Genomic DNA, 23,249 nt, shown 5'->3' with positions numbered 1-23,249 from the left:
TATTTTAAGGCTGCTTGAGAGGGTGCACAGGGGTGGCGAAGTGTATTGTGCGAATTCATCCTAATAGTTGATGCCAGATAGTGATCAACCTGGCTTAGCCTGCTAATCTCAAACCCTTACTTACAATGCGATTCATTAAGGAGAACACCATGATGTTTCCCGATTTTTTCGATAAAGCCCCCGTTATTCGTGTACACGACGCATTGGCTCAACTACTCGGTACCACTGCCAATGGCATCATGGAGTACCGTTATGCCGATGCAGTTCGGCTGGCTGGGCATTCTTGTCCTACCGTGGCAGGTGCGTTCCTGACAGCACGAGCGGCGCTAAAGGCGCTGTATCCCGATACGCTGCCTGAGCGTGGTGGCATATCCGTACATATGCCGTCACCGGAAACCGATGGCACCACTGGCGTGGTCGCGCAGGTGCTGACGCTCATTACCGGCGCGGCAGGACAAGGAGGCTTTAAAGGTATTGGTCAGCGTTTTGCACGCCACGGATTACTCAGCTTCGCGACTGAGCAGAGTGAACATAATGCGCTTGTGCGCTTCCAGCGGCTGGACACGGGCGCCGCTGTTATGGTGAGTTTCGATGCTCACAGAATACCTGCCGATGCTTCTCAGCGTGAACGCATGCAGGCGGTGATTCAGAATCGAGAGACGCCAGAGCAACAGGCAGATTTTGCACGTCTCTGGCAGGCGCGCGTGGAGACGATATTATTGGCACATGCCGATGATCCGGCGCTGTTATCCATTGTTGCGCTTGGCTAATACCTCGACAGTAGTTTGGCAGATGAGGCATGCAATAGCATGCCTTTGAGGGAATGGCGTAGCAGTGCTGGGTGCTGGTTGGTAAGGCCCGCTGCAAACCCTAAGTGCATAACTTCCAATCACGCGCTTGGCGGTTGCGGTAGCTGAGTGAGTGCCCCAACGATCATAATCAGGACGCAAATAAACACTGTCATTCCATTGCCATTTCTGCTGGTTGCGCCTTAGCCTTATCCTGGGCTAATGATGTCCCGATATTAAGCCCCCCCTATTGCATCTTCTAGACGGTGCAGCAATAGTGGATATGCGAGTGTGTTGATCAATAATTAAAAACTGACAAAATGTCAGTTGCTGTTAGCTGAATAAGGATCTTTTAATGAGTGCTTTTCTCCAACGGGAGCGATACGGCGCTGTTCTGATGGTGCGTATGAACAGCCCAGAGACCCGCAATGCTTTAACAACACCTGAACAGTTTCAGGAGCTGGTAGATTTATGTGCTGAATTACGCCAAGACCATAGCGTGAAAGCTGTTGTATTGACGGGCAATGGCAAAGCCTTCTGCTCGGGAGGGAATATTAAGGATATGCAAAACCGTGAGGGGATTTTTGCTGGCTCGCCTTATGAGTTGCATAATAACTATCGCCACGGTATTCAGAAGATTCCGCTGGCACTCTATGAGTTGGATGTTCCCATCATTGCCGCGGTTAATGGTGCTGCGATTGGGGCAGGTTTGGATCTTGCCTGTATGTGTGATATTCGCATCGCGAGCAATACCGCCTTGTTTGCAGAAAGCTTTGTCAAGTTAGGCATTATTCCAGGTGATGGGGGTGCTTGGCTTTTACCGCGTATTATCGGTATTCCTAAGGCCAGTATTATGGCGTTTACTGGCGACGCGATTGATGCGCAAAAAGCTCTGGAGTGGGGGCTGGTTGAACAGTTGTGCTCGGAGGACGAACTCGAGGCACAAGCGCTTGAGATGGCGCAGCGTATCGCCAAGAATCCAGGCCATGCCTTGAGAATGTGTAAGCGTTTGCTGCGCGAAGGACAGCATATGCGACTGGATTCTCTGCTTGAGCTCTCTGCCGCTTACCAGGCGTTGGCACACCATACACAAGACCATGCTGAGGCGGTGGATGCCTTTGTCGAGAAGCGTGAGCCAAACTTTAAAGGTCAATAACGCGTCGTTTAGGGGGAGTGATCGAGTGAGCCTGGTTGTTATGCTTTTGCTGCCTAGATGAATATCATACCTTGGATTGTGTTCAGAACCAGCGCTGGACGCAAGGCCAGCGTGGCAAGGTGATGAGCATATTGCTGAGGGCGACGCCAATGGTTGGCTGCCCATCACTCATTTGGCGAGCGCCTTTGGTTAAGGGTCGAGCCTGTAGAAATGACGCTTGAGGATAGTGTTCGGGATCAAAATGGCACTGTTGTCGCTGCACACTGGGCGCAGACTTTATCAGCGCTGGTCAAAAGGCGTGCCTAATTGGCTTATCAGTAAGCGCTCAGATAGGTATGCTGTTAACCCGTCAACGCAATACAATTTAGGAAGCAGTATGAGCACATCAGATCAGCCATTACGTATCGATATAGTGTCAGATATCGTTTGCCCTTGGTGCGTCATTGGTTACCGGCAGTTGGCCGAGGCCTTAAAAGCAACAGGCACCGCGCATGAAATATTTTGGCAACCCTTTGAACTGAATCCTGATATGCCAGCCACAGGTCAGAATATGCGCGAACACCTCAGCGAGAAATATGGTTTAAGCTTGCAAGAGTCTGAGGCCAATCGTCTGCGTCTTAGTGAAGCGGGTGCTAAGGTAGGTTTTGAATTTGCTTTTCGTGATGACAGTCGAATGCACAACACCTTTAACGCACATCAATTGTTGCACTGGGCCGATCAACAGGAGCGCATGCATGATTTAAAACAGGCGTTATTTAGTGCGCATTTCAGCCATAACCGGAATCTATCGGATAAGGCTGTGCTAGTGGCGATTGCCGCAGAGATCGGCTTGGATTCTATTGAAGCACGGGCTGTGCTTGAGGATCAGCGTTTTGCTGAGGAGGTGCGCAATGCCGAACACATCCTCCAAAAACGCGGCGTTCAAGGTGTACCCGCGATTATTTTCAATCAGCGCCATCTGGTGTCTGGCGCGCAAGGAGTTGAAAATTTCACCCTGATTTTACAGCAGTTGGCTGTTGCGCAAGATTAATCCAAAGCGCTAGGGTCGCGCGGGCTGACTCGGCTGACAAGCAGTGCTGCGCCGGATGAAATAATGACTTTCTCAGTCATTATTTAATGTGGCATACAATTACCACTGTAAACGATCTTGCTGCACTCGCCAGAGAAGTCACTGATTTTAACTGAGTTCACCGTGAATGAGCTTTTGCTAATAAGCCACTGCCCATCCTCTGTTTTTTGAAACTCATCGAGGTAGTATCCACCCAGTTGCGCGATGCTTTTGTCTTGGGTGTTGATGCTTTGAAAGCGTAAATTTATTTTGGTTTTGGCTGAGCTTTCTGTGAGCTCAAGAAAAATAGGGTTTTGTGCGTGGTGCATATCAACAATATGCTCATGGCAACCCAGTTTTTTAAAAATATCAACAAAATCTTCGCGGTTATCAAACTGGCCGATATGGCCAAAATTGATATCAATTTTGCCACTCATAAAGCAGCGGGTGACTAGGTCGGGATCTTTTTCATCGCAAGCGTTGAGGTAGCAGTATTTTAATTCGAGAATCGCTTGTTTATCTTCAAGTTCTTGTAGGCGCTGCTCAGTGCTTTTTGTTTGTTTCATAGCGAACCTTTTGTTTGGTTATTTTTATTTGATAGTCATTGATGTTAATGCTTTGGTCACTGATTTCAATATAATTTTATCTTTATGAGGTTTCTATTGAAGTTTTGTTTTTACTGGGTCACGCTGTTTGGCTGATATTAAATAGCGGCTCTTATAAAGTACCGCACTTTTAAATGAGGTTAACAATGCAGTCAGAACAAAAACAAGTCGCCATTGTCACTGGGGCCAGTCGTGGAGCAGGTCGTGGAATTGCCTTAGCTTTAGCAAAAAAAGGCATGATTGTTTACGTCACGGGACGTAGCACAACAGTGGGTAGTGCTTTCGGTTGGGATGGATCCGTCTTGCCTGGCACAGTGTATGAAACGGCGGAGCAAATAAACCAAGCCGGTGGGACAGGTATTGCAGTGGTCTGTGACCACAGTGACGATGCGCAAACAGCTGAACTGTTTGCTCAGGTCGAGAAAGAGCAGGGCCGTTTAGATATCTTAGTTAACAATGCTGCGTTTATTCACGAACAGTTAATTGAACAAAAACCCTTTTGGGAAAAAGACTTAGACGCCTGCAAAATTTTAGATGTCGGTTTGCGCTCCGCTTATGTTGCCAGCTGGTATGCCGCAAAAATAATGACCAAGCAAAACAGTGGTTTAATCGTCTTTGGTTCGTCATTTGGTGCCAGTTGCTATATGCATGGACCGGCATATGGCGCACAAAAAGCCGGTGTTGATAAGCTGGTGCATGATATGGCTGTCGATTTTAAAGGAACCGCTGTGCGTACGGTTTCTATTTGGATGGGACCGCTATTAACTGAGCGCTCAGCGCTTGCTGGGGACGTGAGCAAAGACGAGCAGTATGAGCAATTTATGGCAACAGCAGAATCACCGGAGTTTATTGGCGATATTATCTACGCCATTGCTCATGATCCCAAAGGGGATGAGCTCAGTGGCCATACCGTTATTTCTGCAGAAATTGCTCAGCGTTTTAATATTACCGATCGAGATGGGCTACAACCGCCGTCTTATCGAGAGATGTTAGGTTCACCTAATCCGCCAAATCCAGCGGTTGTTTATTAGTCCTACGCTATAAAATCATATGGGTAATGACAGGTTAAGATGTTTTGAGCGCCTGTCATCTGCCTTGTAAGTTGTGTAGCCGTTTAGCTGCGATCAATTAGAGATAACTTCTATACGCGTGGCATGGGTAGGGCAGGAAGAAATCGAATGCATAAAAAACTATTGTTCCAAGTGGCTATGGCTCATTTAGTTAGCCATCTGCATATCATGACGATTCCTGCCTTACTGCCTTTGCTACCTCAAGTGATGAATGTCAGCTTTATGCAACTGGGTCTGGCTCTTGGGGTGTTTAATATCGTCTCGGCTGTCGTGCAGGCTCCGTTGGGCTTTATGGTGGATCGTGTCGGCGCCCAGAAAATGTTGATCGGTGCACTGGCGGTAGGTTCGATGAGCTTTGCTTTGCTTGCGCTATGGCCTGTTTTCTCGGTGTTGTTATTGGCGATGTTTTTTGCTGGACTGGCCAATGGTGTTTATCACCCCGCCGATTACGCATTGCTCTCGCAAGGTATGCAATCTGACAAAATGGGTCAGGCGTTTTCTATCCACACCTTTGCTGGGTTTCTTGGTGCTGCGCTTGCGCCGCCGATTTTATTAGGCTTGGCACAAGTGGTCGATATGCGCTGGGCTTTTGTGGTATCCAGTACAGTTGGTGTTGCCGTGTTGTGTCTGTTGCTCTTTAATCGAGTAAATACGCCTGTGGCAGCGGTTATTAAAAATTCTACTGCAAATGAAAAACGCCCTATAAAAATACCAATCGCGGGCTTATTCGGCTTTGTTTTCTTATTTATGCTGCTCAGTCTTAGTACCGGATCGATTGAGAAATTCTCTGTTTCCGCTTTGGTTGAAGGTTTTGCCGTTCCTCTGTCGACAGCGAACCAAGGTCTTACCGTATTCTTATTTATGAGTGCCTTTGGTGTTTTAGCCGGTGGCTATTTAGCTGACCGAACCACTCAACATGGCTTCTTAGCTGCCGGCGCTTTTGCCTTAGCGGCCTTATTTGTCTTGCTTATTACCACTGTGGCGCTGCCGGCAGTGCTGTTAGTTTCTGTTCTTGGCATGGTGGGGTTTTTAACTGGAGTGGTTGCACCGTCGCGAGATATGCTCGTTCGCGCGGCGTCACCTAAAGGCGCAGAAGGACGTACTTTCGGTATTGTTTCAACAGGATTCAATATTGGCGGAGTGATAGGCCCGATATTTCTCGGTTATCTATTGGATCAACACTTAGCCAAAGGAGTGATGTGGGCGACCGTTGTCTTCATGGTTTTAACTACGGTTGTGGTGTTACGCCAGGAGTTCAACAGCAAAAAACAACGCGCTATTTCATAGGCGCAACTGCCAACCAAAGTCACACCGAGTGTTATTGTCAGCGTCTTATTCAATTAACATCTTATCAACCCATTATAAAAAGGAAAGGATCATGTTGAATCGCCTCAGTATGAATCGAAAACTCTTGGTCAGTTTGCTGCCAATTACGATCATCATCTTGGTTGTCATACTGCTGTTTATTCGATCTGCGGTTCAACACACAGTCAGCGAAGCCGCCAAACACAGCACTGAGGGCTTGGTGCAAGCAGATGGCGAGCACTTAGTGAAGGCGCTCACTAGACACATCAATGAAATTAAAGCTTTCAGCATAGTTATGCAAAATATCGAGCACGTTCATGAGTTTGAACGCCGTGATTTTCTTAAAGAGCTGTTGCGCTCATATTTGCGTGAGAATGATGACCTGTTAGGTATTTGGACGGGCTGGGAGGCTGATGCGCTCGATGAGCTTGATGATTTGTATGAAAATACTGCAGGGCATGATCAAACTGGGCGCTTTATTCCTTATTGGTATAGGGAAGGGCAGGATATCAAACTCACCCACTTGCTTGATTACGATGATGAGGACAAGGGGCAGTATTACCAGTTGGCCAAACAACTACGACGTCCAGTGGTGCTTGATCCGTTCCTCTATCCGGTGGCTGATGAAATGGTGCTGATGACCACTGTTGCTGTGCCAATTATCGTGAATGACAAAGTGATCGCTGTGGTTGGGATTGATATGAGCGCTGCGAGCTTTCAGCAACAGGTCGCTGCAATGAACACCCCAACCAGCGTTTCTGCACTTTTTAGCCATAACGGTACTATCATTGCGCACCCTGATTCGCAACGTCTGGGTCAGTTAATGGAAGACACTGAAGGCGACTTTATGGGCGAGTACCTCGCAGCTGCGACAGACGCAGTTAAACAGGGACAGCCATTTGTCACCGAGTTCTATTCTAACGTGATGAGTGACGATGTGATGGTGGCGTATGTGCCAATTAAATTAGGCAACACCGAAACTCATTGGTCGATCGCGCGGATTGTGCCGATGAGCGAAGTATTGACAGATGTGAATGCTATTATTCAGAGAGTTCTGTGGATTGGTTTAGCGGGTATTGTGATCTTCACCTTAGTCATCATTGCCCTGGCGCGAGGTATTTCACGACCATTGGGGCTGGCCGCCGCCGCTATGGAAGATGTTGCGAGTGGAGACGGTGACTTGACTCGTCGCTTGAAGGTTGTAGGAAGGGATGAGGTCTCACGCCTAAGCCAAGCCTTTAATACCTTTGCCGAGCGTGTGCAACAGCTGGTCGCGCAATTGGCACAGCACAGTCAAACGTTGACGACAACAGCGACTCAACTGAGTCAAACCAGCCAAGACGCATCCAGAGGCGCTGAGCAGCAGCATGGCGAAATCGAGCAGGTTGCCGCCGCGATGGATGAACTCACCGCAACCGTACATGAAGTGGCTAGCAACGCGCAGATGACTTCTAATGCGACTCAGTCGGGTCGCCAACAAACCGAGCATGGTCGGACGCTGATCAAAGATATTGCTGAAACCATTGCCGGGCAAGCGCAGGAAATTGAAAATACGGCACATAAACTGAGTGAGTTGGAAAGTGCCAGCGCAGAAATTGAACTGGTGATTACTACGATTCAAAATGTCGCTGAGCAAACCAATTTGTTGGCGCTGAATGCCGCGATTGAAGCTGCACGTGCGGGAGAGCATGGCCGTGGCTTTGCTGTGGTTGCCGATGAAGTACGCAGCCTTGCAAGTCGCACCCACAGCTCAACCGAAGAAATTCGCAGTACGGTGAGCCGTTTGCAAGTGATGACTACAGAGGCCGTGACGGCGATGGGCGTCAGTCAGAGTCTGTCTGAAGCCAGCGTCAAAAAAGCTGAAGCAGGGTTGTTGGCTCTGGATGAAATCGCTAAACAAGTGCGCCAGATTGAAGACATGAACTTCTTGGTTGCTTCTACCACCGAGCAGCAATCAGCCACCACAGTAGAGTTGGCGCGTAATGCGAGTCGTATTGGTCAATTAGCTGAGCAAGCGACCTTAGGTGCTAACCAAACTGCCGCAGGTAGCAAGGCTATAGAAGAACTGGCTAAGGAGCTTAATCAGCTGATCAGTCAGTTTCGCTATTAGTCGCCGTGGACGAAAATAAGAACGCCTGCTTGTGCTTTGCAGGCGTTAAAACTTGGCTGGGCTGATGGGTGTCGAGGGGGTAATTCGCCAAGAGTGCCTATCCGTTGAAGCGCTTGTCGCTCTGCTGAGTGTAGTTCACCTTAAACCAGCAGAGTGATTTTCAAACCGCTTAATAGACGTCTTCACGGTAGCGGCCTTGGGCCTTAAGTGTTGCTACGTCGATGCCCAGTGGCGCCAGAATCTCATTCAAGGCAGCCATAATGCTCTTTGCCATCTCTCTGCCGCCGCAGACTAGAATTTGCGCGTCATTTTCGATCAGCTTGCGCAGTTTCTCACCATCCAAAGTGACCTTGTCTTGGACATAGGAGCGCTGGCTGGTGCGGGAGAAGACCGCGTTTAGCTCGGTTAGACGTTTGTCTTGGAGATAAGCCTTCAGTTCCGGTTCGTAGAGGAAGTCGGACTCGGGAGAGCGGCCCCCCCAATACAGATACATAGGGTGATGAGCCCAATTATGACGGATAAAACCAACCAGTGGGCCAATACCCGTGCCGGCGCTGATCAGTACGATGGGGGCTTTACCAGAAGCAGGACGAAAGTCAGGGTTGGGCTGAATGAATGCATCAATGCTGCCACCTATCGGTAGAGTGTAAAGAAAATTAGAACATAGGCCGTTAGGCTGCTGACGTACGCATATTTCTAAACTACCGTCTGCAGAGCCTGAGGCCAGAGAGTAAAAGCGTGGCACTTGGCTGCCTGGTGGGATGATGCCAACTAAATCGCCTGCCTCAAAGTGCGGCAGCCGACTGCGCTTCACTAAACGGCTGATAACATTGCTTTGGTCATTATTTTTATCTGCTTGGAAACGTAATATAGCGGTTGGAGCCTGCACCGCAAGGCCATAGTCGACACGATCAATCAGTTGCAGCACGGTGCTGTCTGGTCGTTCGGGAATATGTAGCAGTGTCAACTCGATGCCGAGTGCTTTGCCCAGCGCATGCCCCCAACGCGCGAACTCCTGTGTTGACTGGCGGTTGATGGTGTCAATGGGGAGTAACTGTGGCCAGCCTTTGGCGCTGATGGCATGTTCTACTTCTTTAGCAAAGCCGCAGAATTTTGGATATTGACGATCACCAAAACCCAATATAATGGTCGAAAATTCAGGCTTTTTGCTGATTTTTTCTAGACGATGCAGAAACTGCTTGGCTGAAGCCGGTGCATCGCCATCGCCGTAGGTCGCACTAAGAATAAACAAACGTTGTGCCGAACGATAGTTCGACGCCAGCTGATTCATTGGCGCAGTATGCACGCGGTGGCCAGCTTTCACTAAGCTGTCGTGTAAGGTTTTAGCAAAGCCCCAGGTGCTGTTGCTCTCACTACCGACGAGAATCACGCTATCGGCAGTGTTGGCTCCACTGTTGGCGGCCAATTTCGGTTTTGAACGGTAGCGCTTCCACCAGATCAGCGGACCGGTGATTGCCATGAGTGGGACTGTTAGGGCGGCTAATCCAAGGATTATGCCCAGCCACCAGAGGCCTTCGCCGGTGTGCAGCATATAAATGAATTTATAGAACCTGTGGCTTGCGTCATGTGGCTGGAAAGAGAGCCATTCACCGCTGACTTGATCGATATAACCCGCACCTTGATCGGTGGTCAAAGAATACATCCCAGCTGGGTCGTCAGGGTAAGGGTAGACCAGTTCACGCAGATCGTTTAAGTCGGTCGCTTGCAAAACCGCAAGCGTGTTGATAGCTGCCGGTATGCCGTCGGATACCTCCATTGGTATTTCCGGCTCAGCTTCAAGACTTTCTGGCGCGAAGCCGAAAGTAATCGCGGATAGGTAGGTGCCTGTCAGTGCTGACAGTAGCAGGCCAATTATTACGATTCGGCCAAATTTGATATGCAACCGCTGACTTAAGGTGCCGCGCACAGGTTGTAGTATCTGTCGCCAGCCGCCCATACGAGCAGCTAGCAGCATGGCACCTGAAATCGCTAAAACAATCATGAGTATGGCGGTGATACCTGCCACTGCACGCCCCAGAGTGTCGAGCAGCAAGGAGCGGTGCAGATTTTTAATCCAGCGCGAGAAGGATGACTGCTGATAGGGTGCGATAGCCTGTCCGTTACGAGGATCAACTTGATCAATGCCGACTTGATCATCTCTAGTGTAATAGACGATCAGAGTGCCGGAGGGCGTTCGCACAATCTGCTCAACCTCTGGGTAATGCTCCGCCAACTTTCCCGACAGCTCGGCGACACTGATCTGCCCAGCGGCGGGCAATACAGCGTCTATTCGCTCGAGTGCTGGGTTAAGCGACAAAATCGCCCCTGTCACCGTCAGTACGATGGCAAATAATGCGGCGATCAAGCCGGGTAGCGAGTGAAGTTGGCGTAGCATGGCAGTAGACTCCTTGTGCGCTTAGATTCAGAAGGTGTAGCTCAGTGATTGCACGTAACCACGACCTGGAAACGACTTGCCTACACCATCGGTGGTCAACGGCGCACTAACGTCAGCACGATTGTCACGCATATCCTCAACCGCTGTGTCTACGCGCACTTCGTATCCGGCGTCAATCAGTTCATCGGCAATATCAACGGTGACGTTGAGTGCTTGTCCGCTCAGTACGCTCGCGCCAGTCACCCCATCATATTCACTGCTGCGCAACCCGCTGCCACGCGCCCAGTCAGCCAGGTGCTTGTAATATTTTGATTTTTTTCCAGAAAGCCAAAGCGTGCGTTGATATTTGCCATTCGCATCAACTAAGTAAAGCGCTAGATAGGCACCATCACCGCCGTAGTTCTTCAGCTCGGTAGTAAAGGTTACCTCACGCGCTTGGGCGAGTGTTGGCAGCGCGATAGTAGCTGCCATGGCAAGAGCAAGAGTGAGCTTTTTCATGGTTTTTCTCCGTTGTCATGATTATCTCGATTGTTGCGTTTTTCTCGATTTTTTTGCTTGTTTCTGGTGGGTAGACCGTCTGGTATGACTGCATCCTCCTTGAATTTGGTCTCCAGCTTGCGCAAGCGCAATGATGAGGGAAAATACTCTGCTTTGACTTTGTTGCCGTCCTGATCGAAACCTTTGACTTCATAGCAACCATCGTCAACCTTGATGCGGTGTATCGTCCAGCCTTCAGCTTCGAGCATCTGTCGTAGTGCCGCTCGAGACTGCCAGTTAGTAACTGGGTCATTGCAGTCGTCTTCGGCGAGAGCCGCGGCACTGATTAAAGTGGCAGCGAGTAGCGTGGTAATAAGCTGTGGTGTCTTCATGACTTTTCCCCAGTAAGACTTACGTTTTTATTATAGCGCCACTCACCTTAAGTCAACCTTAAGAATCGAGCTTACTTTGCTTGTATTAATTAAATAATGAGTTGGTTATTCTTTTGCTGAGATAACCCAAATAGAAGCTAAAGCAGAATAATTGGTATACTTATTGTTATAAATAATTACATTGCTATTTTTAATAAATATAAATATGCCTGCTCATGTAACGCTAAAGGAGTTATAAAACTATGAAAATAAAGCGCCTTGATCATATTGGCATTAGGGTCATGGACTTTTTTGTAGCCATTCACTTTTACCAAAAACTAGGATTTACTGTTACTAGAAATGATACTAAAGAGCATGTTGTCGTATTAAAAAACGATAGTGGTGTTGAGCTTAATCTTTTAGACAGCGGTGACAGCAATAACAATAAGAAGAATATTCTTATGGACGTTGAGCAAAAGTTTCCTGGTTATACGCATTACGCTGTAGAAGTCGACTCAGTCGAAAACGCTAAGCATTACCTTGAATCCATTGGATTGCAGATCACGCAAGGCCCTGTCACCTTTGGTGATGGGAAAACGTCTATTTTTATTCGAGATCCTGATAAAAACGTTATTGAATTTACACAGCTTCCCTAAGAGGGCGATAGCAAACGAATGAAAATCGCCGATAAAACCCTGAGTTAGACTGGCTCTCGCTCGTTTTGTATGTGACTGTTATGCTTTCTACTATCGGACCCTCGCTAAAATTATGGAATTCTTAACCGAAGAAGTCGTTTACTGCCCATACTGTGGCGAAGCCATTGAAGTGCTTGTTGATCCTCAAGAAGCAGGGCAGCAGTACATTGAGGATTGTCAGGTCTGCTGTAAGCCAATCACATTTGATGTTGCTGTCGATTCAATGGGGAATTTATCTGTGTCGGTACGCGATGAAAATGAAACCTATTAGACGTTGAAAGTATCGGTTTGGCATAGCTTCCCTTGCGATACTTAATCGTAATCATTAGCACCCTGTAACGACAGTTATATAATGCTAGATCTCTAGACCACTCATGTATGCACTCAGCGTCTGTCACTTTGAGTAGGCTTTAAGTTAATAGTGGCCTATAACCCTGTGCTATTGGAGCGAACATGACTACAAAAGACGATAACAATAGAAAATACTCATCTCTTTTGGTTGATGGTATTCAAAAAGCCCCCGCACGTTCCATGCTGCGCGCCGTCGGTTTTGAAGATAAAGATTTTAAATGCCCACAAGTCGGTATTGCTTCGACTTGGAGCCAAGTGACGCCCTGCAATATCCATATCAATGGCTTAGCTGAAGAAGTTGCTAAAGGCGTGTATGGCGCTGATGCTAAACCCGTTATCTTCAATACCATTACTATTTCTGATGGTATTGCTAACGGCTATCAAGGCATGAAGTATTCGTTGGTTTCGCGCGAAGTAATTGCTGATTCCATTGAGACGGTGGTCGGCTGTCAAGGCTTTGATGCGCTGATTGCCATTGGTGGTTGTGATAAAAACATGCCAGCCTGCTTAATGGCGATGGCGCGCTTAGACCGCCCCGCACTGTTTATTTACGGCGGTACCATTCAACCAGGTAAAAACCACACTGATATTGTCTCCGTGTTTGAAGCGGTGGGTGCCAATGCCCGTGGCGATTTAAGCATGATAGACGTGGTCGACATTGAAAAGACCGCCATCCCCGGACCTGGTTCATGTGGTGGAATGTACACCGCGAACACTATGGCGTCTGCGATTGAAGCCTTAGGTATGAGTTTGCCCGGCAGCTCTGCGCAAGAAGCGGTTTCCGCGGAAAAGCGTGATGACTGTCAGCGAGCAGGTCAGGCCATTCGCTGGCTGATCGAACATGATATTAAACCCAGCGATATCATGACACGCAAAGCGTTTGAAAATGCTATCACCATCGTGATTGCTTTAGGTGGTTCGACCAACGCAGTCCTACACTTGTTGGCCATGGCTGATGCGGTCAACGTAGAGCTAAACATTGATGATTTTACTGCAATAGGTAAGCATGTACCGGTTTTGGCCGACTTGCGTCCATCCGGTAAATATCTGATGTCTGATTTGATTCGGATTGGTGGGATTGCGCCTTTAATGAAGCGCTTACTGGACAAAGGCTTGCTGCATGGTGACTGCTTAACTGTTAATGGTAAAACCATTGCGCAGAACTTGGCAGACGTCGCTGATTATCCAGACGGTCAAAAAATCATCATGCCATTTGATCAGCCGCTTAAAGCCGACAGTCATTTGCGCATCTTACGCGGCAGCCTTGCGCCAACTGGAGCGGTAGCGAAAATCAGTGGCCAAGAAGGAACTAAGTTTACCGGCCAAGCACGGGTGTTTAATTCTGAAGAAGAGTCTATGGCAGCGATCTTAGACGGTACAGTGGTGGCGGGTGATGTGATTGTGATCCGTTACGAAGGCCCAAAGGGTGGTCCCGGCATGCGTGAAATGCTCTCGCCAACCTCGGCTATTATGGGGCGTGGACTGGGCAATGATGTGGCGTTAATTACTGACGGTCGTTTCTCCGGTGGCAGTCATGGTTTTGTGGTTGGGCATATCACCCCCGAAGCCATGGTTGGTGGTCCCATCGCCATTATTGAAAACGGCGATACCATCATTATCGACGCTGAAAATGATGAAATTAACCTAGCAATTTCAGCTGAAGAGATGCAACAACGTTTGAGCGCATGGCAAGCACCTGAGCCGAATGTGAAACGTGGTGTCTTGGCTAAGTACGCTAAAACTGTGGGTTCGGCCTCGGAAGGCGCGATTACTGATACGTTTTAATCAACTTAAGATTTAGATCATTAAGCGAGTGTGAGCCAAGGACGGCTTAACTTCGACAGCGCCGACAGTTAAGCGCAGTAGACGCTAAATCAATCCCGCATAAACTTTAAAATTCACGCATAATAACGGCTTTTTAAACCACTTGTTGAGCTGCATAACGCCAACTGCTCAGCAGCCAAGCGAGGGGAATGGGTGAAAAATAGTGCCTTTGGAAGTGTCTTTATTGTTGCCGGTACCGCCTTAGGTGCAGGGATGTTGGCGATGCCTCTAGCCACCGCGGGCGTTGGCTTTGTCACCACCTTGCTGCTGTTATTTGGGCTGTGGGGCATTATGAGTTATACCGCGTTATTATTGGTTGAAGCCTACCAATACAACGATTCCAGTATGGGACTCAGCTCTTTGTCCTATAAATACTTAGGCGCTTCCGGACGCTGGGTTACCAGTCTAGCGATGCCGTTCTTAATGTACTCGTTGATCGCGGCCTACTTGGCCGGTGGTGGCGAGATTATTAGCGAGTCCTTAAACAGTCTGCTGGGTTTACGTCTACCTGATTATCTTGGCGTACTGTTATTTGCCGGTGTCGGCGGTGCGGTGGTGTGTTTTGGTACGCACTCGGTAGACCTGATTAACCGTTGTTTATTTGCCACCAAAATCTTCTTTTTAGCCGCAATGTTGATTCTGCTATTGCCGCATGTGCAGCAGGTTAACTTGCTCAGTATGCCGGTTAAGCAGGCTTTATTGTTGTCAGCTATTCCGATTGTATTTACTTCGTTTGGCTTCCACGGCAGCGTGCCGAGTATCGTCAATTATATGCAGGGCGATACAGCTAAACTGCGCAAGATTTTCATTATCGGTAGCGCCATTCCATTACTGGTCTATATTTTTTGGCAAGTGGCAACGCTGGGCACGATTGAGTCGGATACCTTTGTCGGTATTCTCGCTGATGAAAGCGGTTTAAATGGCTTATTGGCAGCAGTCAAAGCCGTAATGGGTACCGCTCGTGTGGAGATGGCTGTGCGTCTGTTTGCTGCCTTGGCCTTGGCTACCTCATTTTTAGGGGTGGCATTGGGCTTGTTTGACTTTTTAGCCGACTTTTTTAAGCGGAAAAATACCGCGAGTGGTCGTCTGCAAACGGGGGCGATTACCTTTGTTCCGCCGTTATTATTTGCACTGTTTTACCCGAAAGGTTTTATTTTTGCCTTGGGTTTTGCCGCGATTGCCTTGTCGGTGCTGTCGTTGTTGCTACCGGCTTTGTTGGTGCGGCAAACCCGTAAACAGCACGCAGGCGGCTACCACGTTTTTGGCGGTCAAGCGGGTTTGCTACTGGTCTTTGCCTTGGGGATTGGCATCATTGCAATTCAACTGACGATTGTTGCCAGTAGCTTACCAAGTGCGGGTTAAGTCACGTTGCTATCTGAGCGCATCATTACCCAGCTGGGTATTCCCAGAATCGTAGGTGTGTCCAAGATAGAAAAGCCAAAGCGTTGATAGAGTTCGACGTTGCTGAGCTTGTCGGTTTCTAAATAAAGATTGTCGCCAGCGCCTTTGTTGCAAGCAAACTCAATTAATTGTGTACCGATGCCCCGATGCTGCCACGCGGGTGCTACCGCCAGCGGACCTAAATGCCAATGCGGCGCGGCTGGGTCGATTAAAGCCCAGGTGTTGAGCCAGACTAGCAAGCGTAATGTGCCAAGCGGGCTGTTCGATGTCAGCAAAGTGGGCAGCAGTTGCCATAGATCGCTCACGGAAGGCTTACAATTCTTTGGTGGCAACATGCCCAGTACACCAGTCAAGGCATCATCAACAAAAGCACCGTAAAGCCCACCTTTGCGATGAACATAGATGAGTAATCCTGAGAACATACGTTGCAGTCGGCGCTCGCGCAGAACGGGGTCAGCACCGAATACTTTGATGTGAATCGGGTTGTTGTTCATTGCTGTAGCGCAAATACCTGCCGCTGCTAACAGATCACTTTTACCCAAAGAGTGAATGGCAAAGTTTGTCGTATTCACTGTGGCAGCCCTTGCGTAAAATGAAATCACGTAATGACTTCTTAAGTCTCAGTGTACGGGTTAAGACTGTGTCTGCAATGGGTACTTAAGAGTGTTGTTTAACGCTTAGGCGTCATTTAAAAATAAATCACATTAACCAGCGTTTTTTGATCAACCGATAAGCCAGATAGAACATCAGCGACCCTAGCAAACACAAATAAAACCCATCAAACAACATGTTCTCCATGCTGCCATCTTCCAGCAGTATCGATCGAAGCGGCTCATACAGCTGGTAAGACGGTAAGAAGGGGGCTACTGAGGTTAGCTTTTGCGACACATCGGCCATGGCTGAAGGAAGTAGGTGTGGTAAGTAAAAGATCACGCCTAGCGTTCTTGCACTGGCTTGACTACGACAGAGAAAACCCAAGAAAATACCGTAGGCGCTAAAACAAAAACTGCCCATTAAAATAAATGCAAAATAGCTGAATATATGTTTCGGCCAGAAATTACTTAATAAATGCAGTAATAATGTCGCTGCGATGATCAGAACCATTCCTAAAATCAGTTTTGCAGCAAGCCATTGCGCTTCATGTATTGGGGTTTGCAACAGACCTAGTAGTAGCTTTTTCTCTTTTTCCTCTGCGACTTGAGCAGGGAGAATTATAAAGCCGACAAGCAAAATGACCATCAATATCCACGTTGGTAGGGTATCTCGTTGCATATTGCCTTCGTGCAGCGATTGAATCTCGGCTATCCAACTTGGGCGATGACCTTCCGCCGCTTTTTGTAAAGCTGAGAAACTTTGCACGATGGCAATGGTGTGCAGCGATTCTTTCTTTAGAACCAATAATGCAAGTCTGTCGGATTCGTTATTTGTAAAGACGCCGTCTATCTTGTGCTCATTCAATAAACGTAAGCCCTGCTCTTTATCTTCCAGCCAAGTCACCGCAATAGATGCTTCAGCCGCCTCAATACTACGAGTAATCTCTGCGGCGTAGGCGTAATCTTGGATCAGGCCTATTCGGATTTTAGCTGCTTCTGGGTCATTGCTATCAACTAGATTTAGAGAGATAAAAACAAATACCGGGATGAAAAGAACAAGTAACAAGGTCTTGTTTTTTAAGGCGATAGCCAGATCGTTGAGTGCGAGTAGTAGGATGTTTTTCATTATGAATAGAGCTCTGCATGAATTTCAGACTGGAAATATTCCTGCGGAAACCCATCGAAGATCACTTTACCATTGTGCAGAACCATGATGCGCGTCGCGAGGTTCTTGATTTCTTCGGGACGGTGGGAGGTGAATAGAATAGTTTTTCCGGCGTCATGCATAGTGTTTAACACGCGGTAAATTTCTCTGGTCATCTCAAAGTCGAGACCTGAGGTCGGCTCGTCCAGTAGCAGTAGGGGGGGATTGGCCAGCAAAGCACGACCGATATTGACGCGTTGTTTCAAACCTTTGGATAGCGTTTGTACCTTAGACTTTCGAAAAGGCAGTAGATTTAATTCGTTCAACACCTCTTCTACGCGTAATAAGGGTGTTTGCGACAGTTTGGCGAATAAATTAAGATTGTACTCGACTGAAAAAAAGTCAAAAAGATTGGGATCTTCTGGAATAAAACCTATTTTTCTTACCGCTGCGGCTCTGTTGCGCAGGTCAACTCCGTCTATTATCACGTCACCGCTGTCTGGAGCAATCCAGTTGGCGAGCATTTTCAGAAGGGTGGATTTACCAGCACCGTTATGGCCGACAATAGCAATCAGTTCGCCTTGTGCGACGTCAAAGCTGGTCGGAGAAAGACCTCTATTTTGAGTATAGAGTTTGGCAAGATTCCTGACTTGGAGTTGCATATATTAAGGTTCTATTTTAAATAAGATTTTAAACGTAATAGAACCAGATTTCGAAGCCTGGAGCAAATATGTCGTACTTGATATCACTGAGCAAGCACTGAGAATAATGACAAAAGGTCAGGTTCAAAAAAACATGTATGCTCGACTCATCGACCCTACATGCTTTTTGTACAGATTAAATAATTTTGATGATAACGATAACGAGTATGACAACGACTAAAAGAGCGATCATGATTACCTCCTAGGTATTTGAGCAACCTTATTTAAGGCCCCAGTGTTTAAATTCTTTGCCCCAAGGTATCAGTAATGAAGCCTATGTTTTGTCCTTAACCTAAGAGCTCTAAGCTATCCAGAAGGGTTGACAGGAAATAAGTATAGGCATCCTCTTCAATAGAGGTCAAATAAAACTCTTGCAGAGGTAATGGCAGGCGAAGACGCGCAGCTCTGCTGGGTGTTAAATCCTAAGGATAGTGTCAGTTACGACTGGCTTAGGGGCTGCTAGAGTATCTGAACGAAGATGCTTTTCTTCGGTTTATTTGGCCACTATTATTATTGACAGGCCCTCTGTCTCACTAAAATTAGGTCACTACAGCAGCTTGTGGCATTATACGTGCGCAAATTTATCCTAGAGTTTGCTACTAAAAACCTGAGCACTCAGAAAACCAATGAACTCAATACCTGTAAAATCATGCTTATTGATACTCTGTCTTCTTTCTTTGCCATCCATGGCGCAAACTGAGCAAGGCACTAACGTTAGACTAGAATCTGAAGCCAGTGCGCAGCAAGGCATAACCTTATCTTCTTTGGTTTACGACCTCATTAAACCCGTACCAGCAGAACCTTACTGGTATGTGCAGGCCAGTGTTTATACTCGACACTTTAAGAAAAACCCTGATCATAACAACCATCAAGAGCTGATGGGTCTAGAGCGTCATACAGAAAACAGCTACTTATTGGGTGGCGCAACTTTTTTACACTCGTATGATAAGCGCTCTTATTACGGCTATATTGGTAAGCAATTTGACTTTGCTGGCACACCTTTTTACAGCAAGCTCACTGCGGGTTTACTGTATGGCTATAAAGATGAATATCGCGACAAAATCCCGCTTAACCGCTTTGAAATAGCTCCCGTCATCATTCCTTCAATTGGCGTGAAATATCATCGTTTGCGCGCTGAGATCGTCTTACTGGGTGCAGCGGCAACAATGCTCAATATTGGCGTCCAACTGTAATTTTAACCTCAATCCTGTACGCCATAGATGTCCAGTAACTGCGGGGGCTAGCTAGTATAAGACTGCAAACTCTTTGCTCAGTCTTTTGTAGCGAGGTTTGCAATCCAAGCAGCTCATGCATAAAAAACGCTGTTACTGTGGTTTCTGGCAGCGACATTAAAAATGATATGAGCGAGCCGTCTTGTCTTACAAAATTGGACCAATTGTCGCGATGATATTGTTCCAGATTCGACGGTAATAACGCCACGCCAATACGGCAAGCAATTCAATTTTGTCAGAATGATTAATGTAATGCTGTTGGCGTTCAGCAATGGCTAGGGTGATACTCTTGTCTTGCAGCAAAATATTGTTTTCATAGTTCAGATCAAAACTGCGCAAATCAAGATTTGACGAGCCAATCAGACTGACTTTGTCATCAATGGTCAAGGTTTTAGAGTGCAGTAGTCCGTCTCGATGCTCATAGATTACGCAACCGGCATCCAGTAATCGGTGGTAGTAACTGCGGCTGGCCGCAGCAACAATCCAGCTATCATTTTTCCTTGGGTAAACCAATGTGACCATCACGCCACGGTGTGCGGCTGCACATAATGCTTCGACCACGGTTGCATCGGGAACGAAATAAGGCGTTGTCAGCGTTATCTTCTGTTCGGCACAGGCAAACAGATTAGAGAAGAGTTGGGGCGTCGCACCCCGTCTTTCTGTTGGACCGACGCCCATCACTTGCGCTGGAAAGCCACCGGCTATAGCCTCGGCTTGCAGTGGAATAACATCCAAAGACTGGCCTGTAGCCTGCATCCAGTCACTGGCGAACAGCAACTGGTTTTGGGCAACTACTGGGCCTTCAAAGCGCAACATAATATCGATCCAAGGGCCGTATTTCTTCTTAACTAGGAACTCTGGGTCGGCCGAGTTTCTGCTGCCACAATACGTGATACGCGCATCGATCACGGTGATCTTGCGGTGGTTGCGCAAATCAAAACGGCTGGTAACAATCGTACGAATTAGATTATTAAAAGGCAACGCCACCGCGACTTGAACCCCCGCAGCTTGCATACCTTTCCAGAGCGACGACTTGATCAATGCGCGTGATCCGAGACCATCAGCCATGACCCGGCAAGTGACACCGCGTTGCGCGGCACGGATCAACGCTTCGGTCACTGCAGTACCGGTTTTATCAGTCAACCAAATGTAATACAGCACATGCACATGATCGCTGGCAGCATCAATATCAGCCACCATACGGGTTAGCGTACTATCGCCATCTGCCATCAATTCAGCCGTGTTACCGCCCAGAGGATGAAAGCCATTAATTGAACTCGCATATTGGAACGCGGGCCGATAAATGCGCTTAATCAACTCGCTGCTGTTAGTCGGTACACCCATAAACTCAGTGGCTTTGCTTCTGATTTCAGCGAATATCTCCTCGTGGCGTTTATGCGCTCTATTACCAATATCAATTTCACCAAACATAAAATAAGTGGCACTGCCTAAATAAGGGAATATGTTTAAAACGATAAACCACGCTAAACGGCCGGGAGGAGAAAGGTCGTCACGCAGAAGGATGCGGGTGGTAAAGGTCAGAACCAGCAAGGCGTGTAAAGCCAGAAGAACGGTCATTGAGTGTCCTGTGAAAATGCAAAAGCCACGGCAATGGTAAACATGCTGTATTTTTTAGCCAGTTAAGAATGGCCTGCGTCGTTATAGAGAAATAAAAATGACGGTATACGCACTTAAATTGATACAGCTGAATGTGATTTAGAGTCTTCTAAATGAGCCCTAAGTCGTTACATTAAATTCACTAAAGAGTTGCAAGCGGTGATGGAACCGCTAAAGTGGACTGGATGGTCAATAGATGGTTAACCGTCCAGAAGGAGATCAGTATGGACAATAAAAACAATAAGTCACCGTCGGATAAACACAGTAAAGGCTTGCATGAATTGTATGCAGAAGATCCCATTAAAGCGGATGAGCTACTGTGGAACCGTAAAACTGACAAGAGTAGCCGACGCGGGTTTCTTAAGAGTAGTGGTTTGCTCGCCATGGTCACGGCCATAGGAGCCAGTATTCCTTTTTCAAAAAATATGCCAGCTGGACTGATCCCCGCGGCATTTGCTCAGACTGATGAGCCTTTTGCCATATCGGGCAAAGAAGGACTGGTCGTTCTGAACGATCGGCCGCTCAATGCCGAGACACCGCCCCATCTACTGGATGACGAGATCACGCCGGCTAAGCACATGTTTGTGCGTAACAATGGCTTGGTCCCAGATATCAAATCATTAGATCCTGCCAGTTGGACCTTGGAAATTGCCGGTGAGTCTTGTGCGTCTCCAACAGTTTTTACTTTGGCGGAACTCAAGTCACGCTTCAAACACTATAGCTATCAGCTGATGGTAGAGTGCGGCGGCAACGGGCGTAGCGAATTCGCACCTGCAGCGAGTGGTAACCAATGGACGACGGGTGCCGTAGCGTGCCCCAAATATACTGGTGCGCGTCTGCGAGATGTGCTGGAAGCCTGTGGTATTAAAGACGACGCTGTTTATATTGGCTATTACGGGGCTGATTTACACCTCAGTGGTGATACCAGCAAAGAGTCTATTTCGCGTGGCGTCCCTATGTCTAAAGCTCTAGAAGACGAGACTTTAATTGCCTGGGCCATGAATGACGAGGATATCCCGTTGCTAAACGGCCATCCTTTACGCTTGGTGTGTGGCGGTTGGCCGGCGTCTACCTCAGGTAAGTGGCTGAAGAAAATTGTGGTACGCGATAAAATCCACGATGGCAATAAGATGGCGTCTCCTGCTTATCATGTACCGAAATACCCAGTGGCACCAGGTACACAAGTACCGAATGAAGACATGGAAATTATTACCTCTATGCCAGTGAGGTCGTTAATTACCTTCCCTAAAACAGGTATCACTCATCCGTTGGGCAAGCCTTTAGCCGTGCGCGGACATGCGTGGGCGGGTGATTTGGAAGTTGCTGAATTTTATGTCTCTATTGATTTTGGGATTACTTGGCAAAAAGCTGAACTGCGAGCACCGGTTAATCGCTTGGCGTGGCAGCATTGGCACAGCGAACTAACATTCCCGGAAAAAGGTTATTACGAGATCTGGGCAAGAGCAGTAGACAGCGAAGGGGAGTCGCAACCCATGGTAGTCGCAGGCTGGAATCCTAAAGGCTATTTAAACAATGCTTGTCACCGTATTGCGGTGCAAATTGTCTAGGAGAGCATAATGGCACATCCTATTGCTGTGAGTTTATTGGTGCTGGGACTGTCGGTCACTCCTGTTTTAGCCGCCGAGCAAGACCCTAATACGGGGTTTGTTATTGCTCCCGGCTGGGAGATAGTCCGTAATAATTGTATTGCTTGTCATTCGGCGAGTTTGGTCACCCAGAACAGTGGTGATCGTGCACATTGGCTGTCGCTGATCCGCTGGATGCAGGAAACACAAGGTCTATGGCAGCTGGACGATAGTAGTGAGAACACTATTTTAGAGTACTTAAGTAGCTACTACGGCCCTAAGGAAGGCACGCGTCGTCCAGCATTACGAGCCGATCAGTTACCGCCAAACCCGTATCGTCCATCTAAGACTTAGCGGTTATTGATCTTATCAGAGGATTATTACAGCAGTTTGTAGCGTCTTTATGCATGACAGAATGTCGGTGAGGTGATCGCTTTTCACTCAATATCAGATATTGCTAATGCGCTAACAAGACAGCACAAACTCTGCTATTTGGGTTTGGCTAACCACGACTTGTATCTTCTTGGGAAATCAGTACAATAGCCGCGCACCAATTCTTTGATGCGCGCGTTATGGCGACCCTGTCGGTCCCCTCGCAACGATTAACCGTTAACCTGGTCAGGCCTGGAAGGGAGCAGCCATAGCGGTGACATTGTGTGCCGGGGTGTGGCTGGCAGTGGTTGCCACCTAATCTGTTTGATTCGTGACAATCCTCTTCATAATTGTTAAATAAAACTCATCCCAATTCTGTGTTGCGGGTGCATTTTCTACTGTCCTCCG

21 protein-coding genes and 1 other RNA gene are annotated in these 23,249 nt (G+C 47.7%); 14 read left to right on the top strand and 8 right to left on the bottom strand.

Annotation, left to right across the window (positions count from 1 at the left end):
* Positions 1-149: 149 nt before the first annotated feature.
* The 3 genes from JYJ62_RS01325 (at position 150) to JYJ62_RS01315 (ending at position 2,974) form a co-directional block, all read left to right on the top strand.
* Positions 150-770, top strand: a complete 621-nt coding sequence (locus JYJ62_RS01325; protein ID WP_205340375.1) for a hypothetical protein — start codon at positions 150-152, stop codon at positions 768-770.
* A 373-nt stretch (positions 771-1,143) separates the two neighbouring features.
* Positions 1,144-1,944: a crotonase/enoyl-CoA hydratase family protein gene (locus JYJ62_RS01320; RefSeq protein WP_205340374.1), complete on the top strand. Its 801-nt coding sequence runs from the start codon at positions 1,144-1,146 to the stop codon at positions 1,942-1,944.
* Positions 1,945-2,320: 376 nt separating this feature from the next.
* Positions 2,321-2,974, top strand: coding sequence for a DsbA family oxidoreductase (locus JYJ62_RS01315; RefSeq protein ID WP_205340373.1), 654 nt, complete (start codon positions 2,321-2,323; stop codon positions 2,972-2,974).
* Between the two features lie 83 nt (positions 2,975-3,057).
* Here JYJ62_RS01315 and JYJ62_RS01310 read toward each other — a convergent pair whose 3' ends face one another.
* Positions 3,058-3,558: a nuclear transport factor 2 family protein gene (locus JYJ62_RS01310; RefSeq protein WP_205340372.1), complete on the bottom strand. Its 501-nt coding sequence runs from the start codon at positions 3,556-3,558 to the stop codon at positions 3,058-3,060.
* A 185-nt stretch (positions 3,559-3,743) separates the two neighbouring features.
* On the opposite strand from JYJ62_RS01310, the gene JYJ62_RS01305 reads away from it, so the two are divergent.
* The 3 genes from JYJ62_RS01305 (at position 3,744) to JYJ62_RS01295 (ending at position 8,082) form a co-directional block, all read left to right on the top strand.
* A complete protein-coding gene (locus JYJ62_RS01305) occupies positions 3,744-4,628 on the top strand; it encodes an SDR family NAD(P)-dependent oxidoreductase (protein WP_205340371.1) in 885 nt (294 codons plus the stop codon).
* Positions 4,629-4,775: 147 nt separating this feature from the next.
* A complete protein-coding gene (locus JYJ62_RS01300) occupies positions 4,776-5,954 on the top strand; it encodes an MFS transporter (protein ID WP_205340370.1) in 1,179 nt (392 codons plus the stop codon).
* A 91-nt stretch (positions 5,955-6,045) separates the two neighbouring features.
* Entirely contained in the window at positions 6,046-8,082 is a 2,037-nt protein-coding gene (locus tag JYJ62_RS01295) for a methyl-accepting chemotaxis protein (protein ID WP_205340369.1), read from the top strand.
* 169 nt (positions 8,083-8,251) lie between these two features.
* Here the strand turns inward: JYJ62_RS01295 and JYJ62_RS01290 are convergent, their stop codons facing one another.
* From JYJ62_RS01290 to JYJ62_RS01280, 3 genes are read right to left on the bottom strand one after another with little or no spacing between them, the layout of a single operon-like run.
* Complete coding sequence (locus JYJ62_RS01290; RefSeq protein ID WP_205340368.1) at positions 8,252-10,477, bottom strand: PepSY domain-containing protein; 2,226 nt, start codon at positions 10,475-10,477, stop codon at positions 8,252-8,254.
* 27 nt (positions 10,478-10,504) lie between these two features.
* Positions 10,505-10,975 (bottom strand): DUF2271 domain-containing protein, encoded by a 471-nt coding sequence (locus tag JYJ62_RS01285; protein ID WP_205340367.1) that lies wholly within the window; start codon positions 10,973-10,975, stop codon positions 10,505-10,507.
* Positions 10,972-11,346, bottom strand: coding sequence for a PepSY domain-containing protein (locus JYJ62_RS01280; protein ID WP_205340366.1), 375 nt, complete (start codon positions 11,344-11,346; stop codon positions 10,972-10,974). The genes JYJ62_RS01285 and JYJ62_RS01280 overlap by 4 nt, the downstream gene beginning before the upstream one ends.
* Positions 11,347-11,588: 242 nt before the next feature.
* On the opposite strand from JYJ62_RS01280, the gene JYJ62_RS01275 reads away from it, so the two are divergent.
* The 4 genes from JYJ62_RS01275 to tyrP all read left to right on the top strand — a co-directional run bounded on the left by JYJ62_RS01275 (position 11,589) and on the right by tyrP (position 15,557).
* Entirely contained in the window at positions 11,589-11,981 is a 393-nt protein-coding gene (locus tag JYJ62_RS01275) for a VOC family protein (protein WP_205340365.1), read from the top strand.
* A 112-nt stretch (positions 11,982-12,093) separates the two neighbouring features.
* Positions 12,094-12,291, top strand: a complete 198-nt coding sequence (locus tag JYJ62_RS01270; protein WP_205340364.1) for a CPXCG motif-containing cysteine-rich protein — start codon at positions 12,094-12,096, stop codon at positions 12,289-12,291.
* A gap of 182 nt (positions 12,292-12,473) precedes the next feature.
* Entirely contained in the window at positions 12,474-14,156 is a 1,683-nt protein-coding gene (gene ilvD / locus JYJ62_RS01265; RefSeq protein ID WP_205340363.1) for a dihydroxy-acid dehydratase, read from the top strand.
* Positions 14,157-14,348: 192 nt separating this feature from the next.
* Positions 14,349-15,557: a tyrosine transporter TyrP gene (gene tyrP / locus JYJ62_RS01260; RefSeq protein ID WP_205340362.1), complete on the top strand. Its 1,209-nt coding sequence runs from the start codon at positions 14,349-14,351 to the stop codon at positions 15,555-15,557.
* Here the strand turns inward: tyrP and JYJ62_RS01255 are convergent.
* From JYJ62_RS01255 to JYJ62_RS01245, 3 genes are all read right to left on the bottom strand, one after another.
* Complete coding sequence (locus JYJ62_RS01255; RefSeq protein ID WP_205340361.1) at positions 15,554-16,168, bottom strand: GNAT family N-acetyltransferase; 615 nt, start codon at positions 16,166-16,168, stop codon at positions 15,554-15,556. The genes tyrP and JYJ62_RS01255 overlap by 4 nt on opposite strands.
* 127 nt (positions 16,169-16,295) lie before the next feature.
* Positions 16,296-17,315 carry an ABC transporter permease gene (locus tag JYJ62_RS01250; RefSeq protein ID WP_205340360.1) on the bottom strand — a complete coding sequence of 340 codons (1,020 nt, stop codon included), beginning with the start codon at positions 17,313-17,315 and terminating at the stop codon, positions 16,296-16,298.
* On the bottom strand, positions 17,315-17,995 hold the full coding sequence (locus JYJ62_RS01245; RefSeq protein WP_205340359.1) for an ABC transporter ATP-binding protein: 681 nt from the start codon (positions 17,993-17,995) through the stop codon (positions 17,315-17,317). Before JYJ62_RS01245 ends, JYJ62_RS01250 begins: the two co-directional genes overlap by 1 nt.
* Before the next feature lie 665 nt (positions 17,996-18,660).
* Here JYJ62_RS01245 and JYJ62_RS01240 point away from each other — a divergent pair.
* The gene (locus tag JYJ62_RS01240; protein ID WP_232365688.1) at positions 18,661-19,227 is read left to right on the top strand and encodes a sn-glycerol-3-phosphate transporter; all 567 of its coding nucleotides are present in this window, start codon (positions 18,661-18,663) and stop codon (positions 19,225-19,227) included.
* A gap of 186 nt (positions 19,228-19,413) precedes the next feature.
* On the opposite strand, the gene cls is transcribed toward JYJ62_RS01240, so the two are convergent.
* Entirely contained in the window at positions 19,414-20,844 is a 1,431-nt protein-coding gene (gene cls, locus JYJ62_RS01235; RefSeq protein ID WP_205340358.1) for a cardiolipin synthase, read from the bottom strand.
* A gap of 263 nt (positions 20,845-21,107) precedes the next feature.
* On the opposite strand from cls, the gene JYJ62_RS01230 reads away from it, so the two are divergent.
* The 3 genes from JYJ62_RS01230 (at position 21,108) to ffs (ending at position 23,148) form a co-directional block, all read left to right on the top strand.
* Positions 21,108-22,451 (top strand): sulfite oxidase, encoded by a 1,344-nt coding sequence (locus tag JYJ62_RS01230; protein WP_205340357.1) that lies wholly within the window; start codon positions 21,108-21,110, stop codon positions 22,449-22,451.
* A 9-nt stretch (positions 22,452-22,460) separates the two neighbouring features.
* Positions 22,461-22,823 (top strand): hypothetical protein, encoded by a 363-nt coding sequence (locus tag JYJ62_RS01225; protein WP_205340356.1) that lies wholly within the window; start codon positions 22,461-22,463, stop codon positions 22,821-22,823.
* Between the two features lie 228 nt (positions 22,824-23,051).
* Positions 23,052-23,148: signal recognition particle sRNA small type (gene ffs / locus JYJ62_RS01220), an RNA gene on the top strand.
* Positions 23,149-23,249: the final 101 nt, after the last annotated feature.

This window comes from Denitrificimonas caeni, assembly GCF_905120345.1.
Classification (GTDB): domain Bacteria; phylum Pseudomonadota; class Gammaproteobacteria; order Pseudomonadales; family Pseudomonadaceae; genus Denitrificimonas; species Denitrificimonas caeni_A.
Note: the sequence above shows the minus strand (reverse complement) of the source record. Positions and strands in the feature narration are given on the sequence as shown.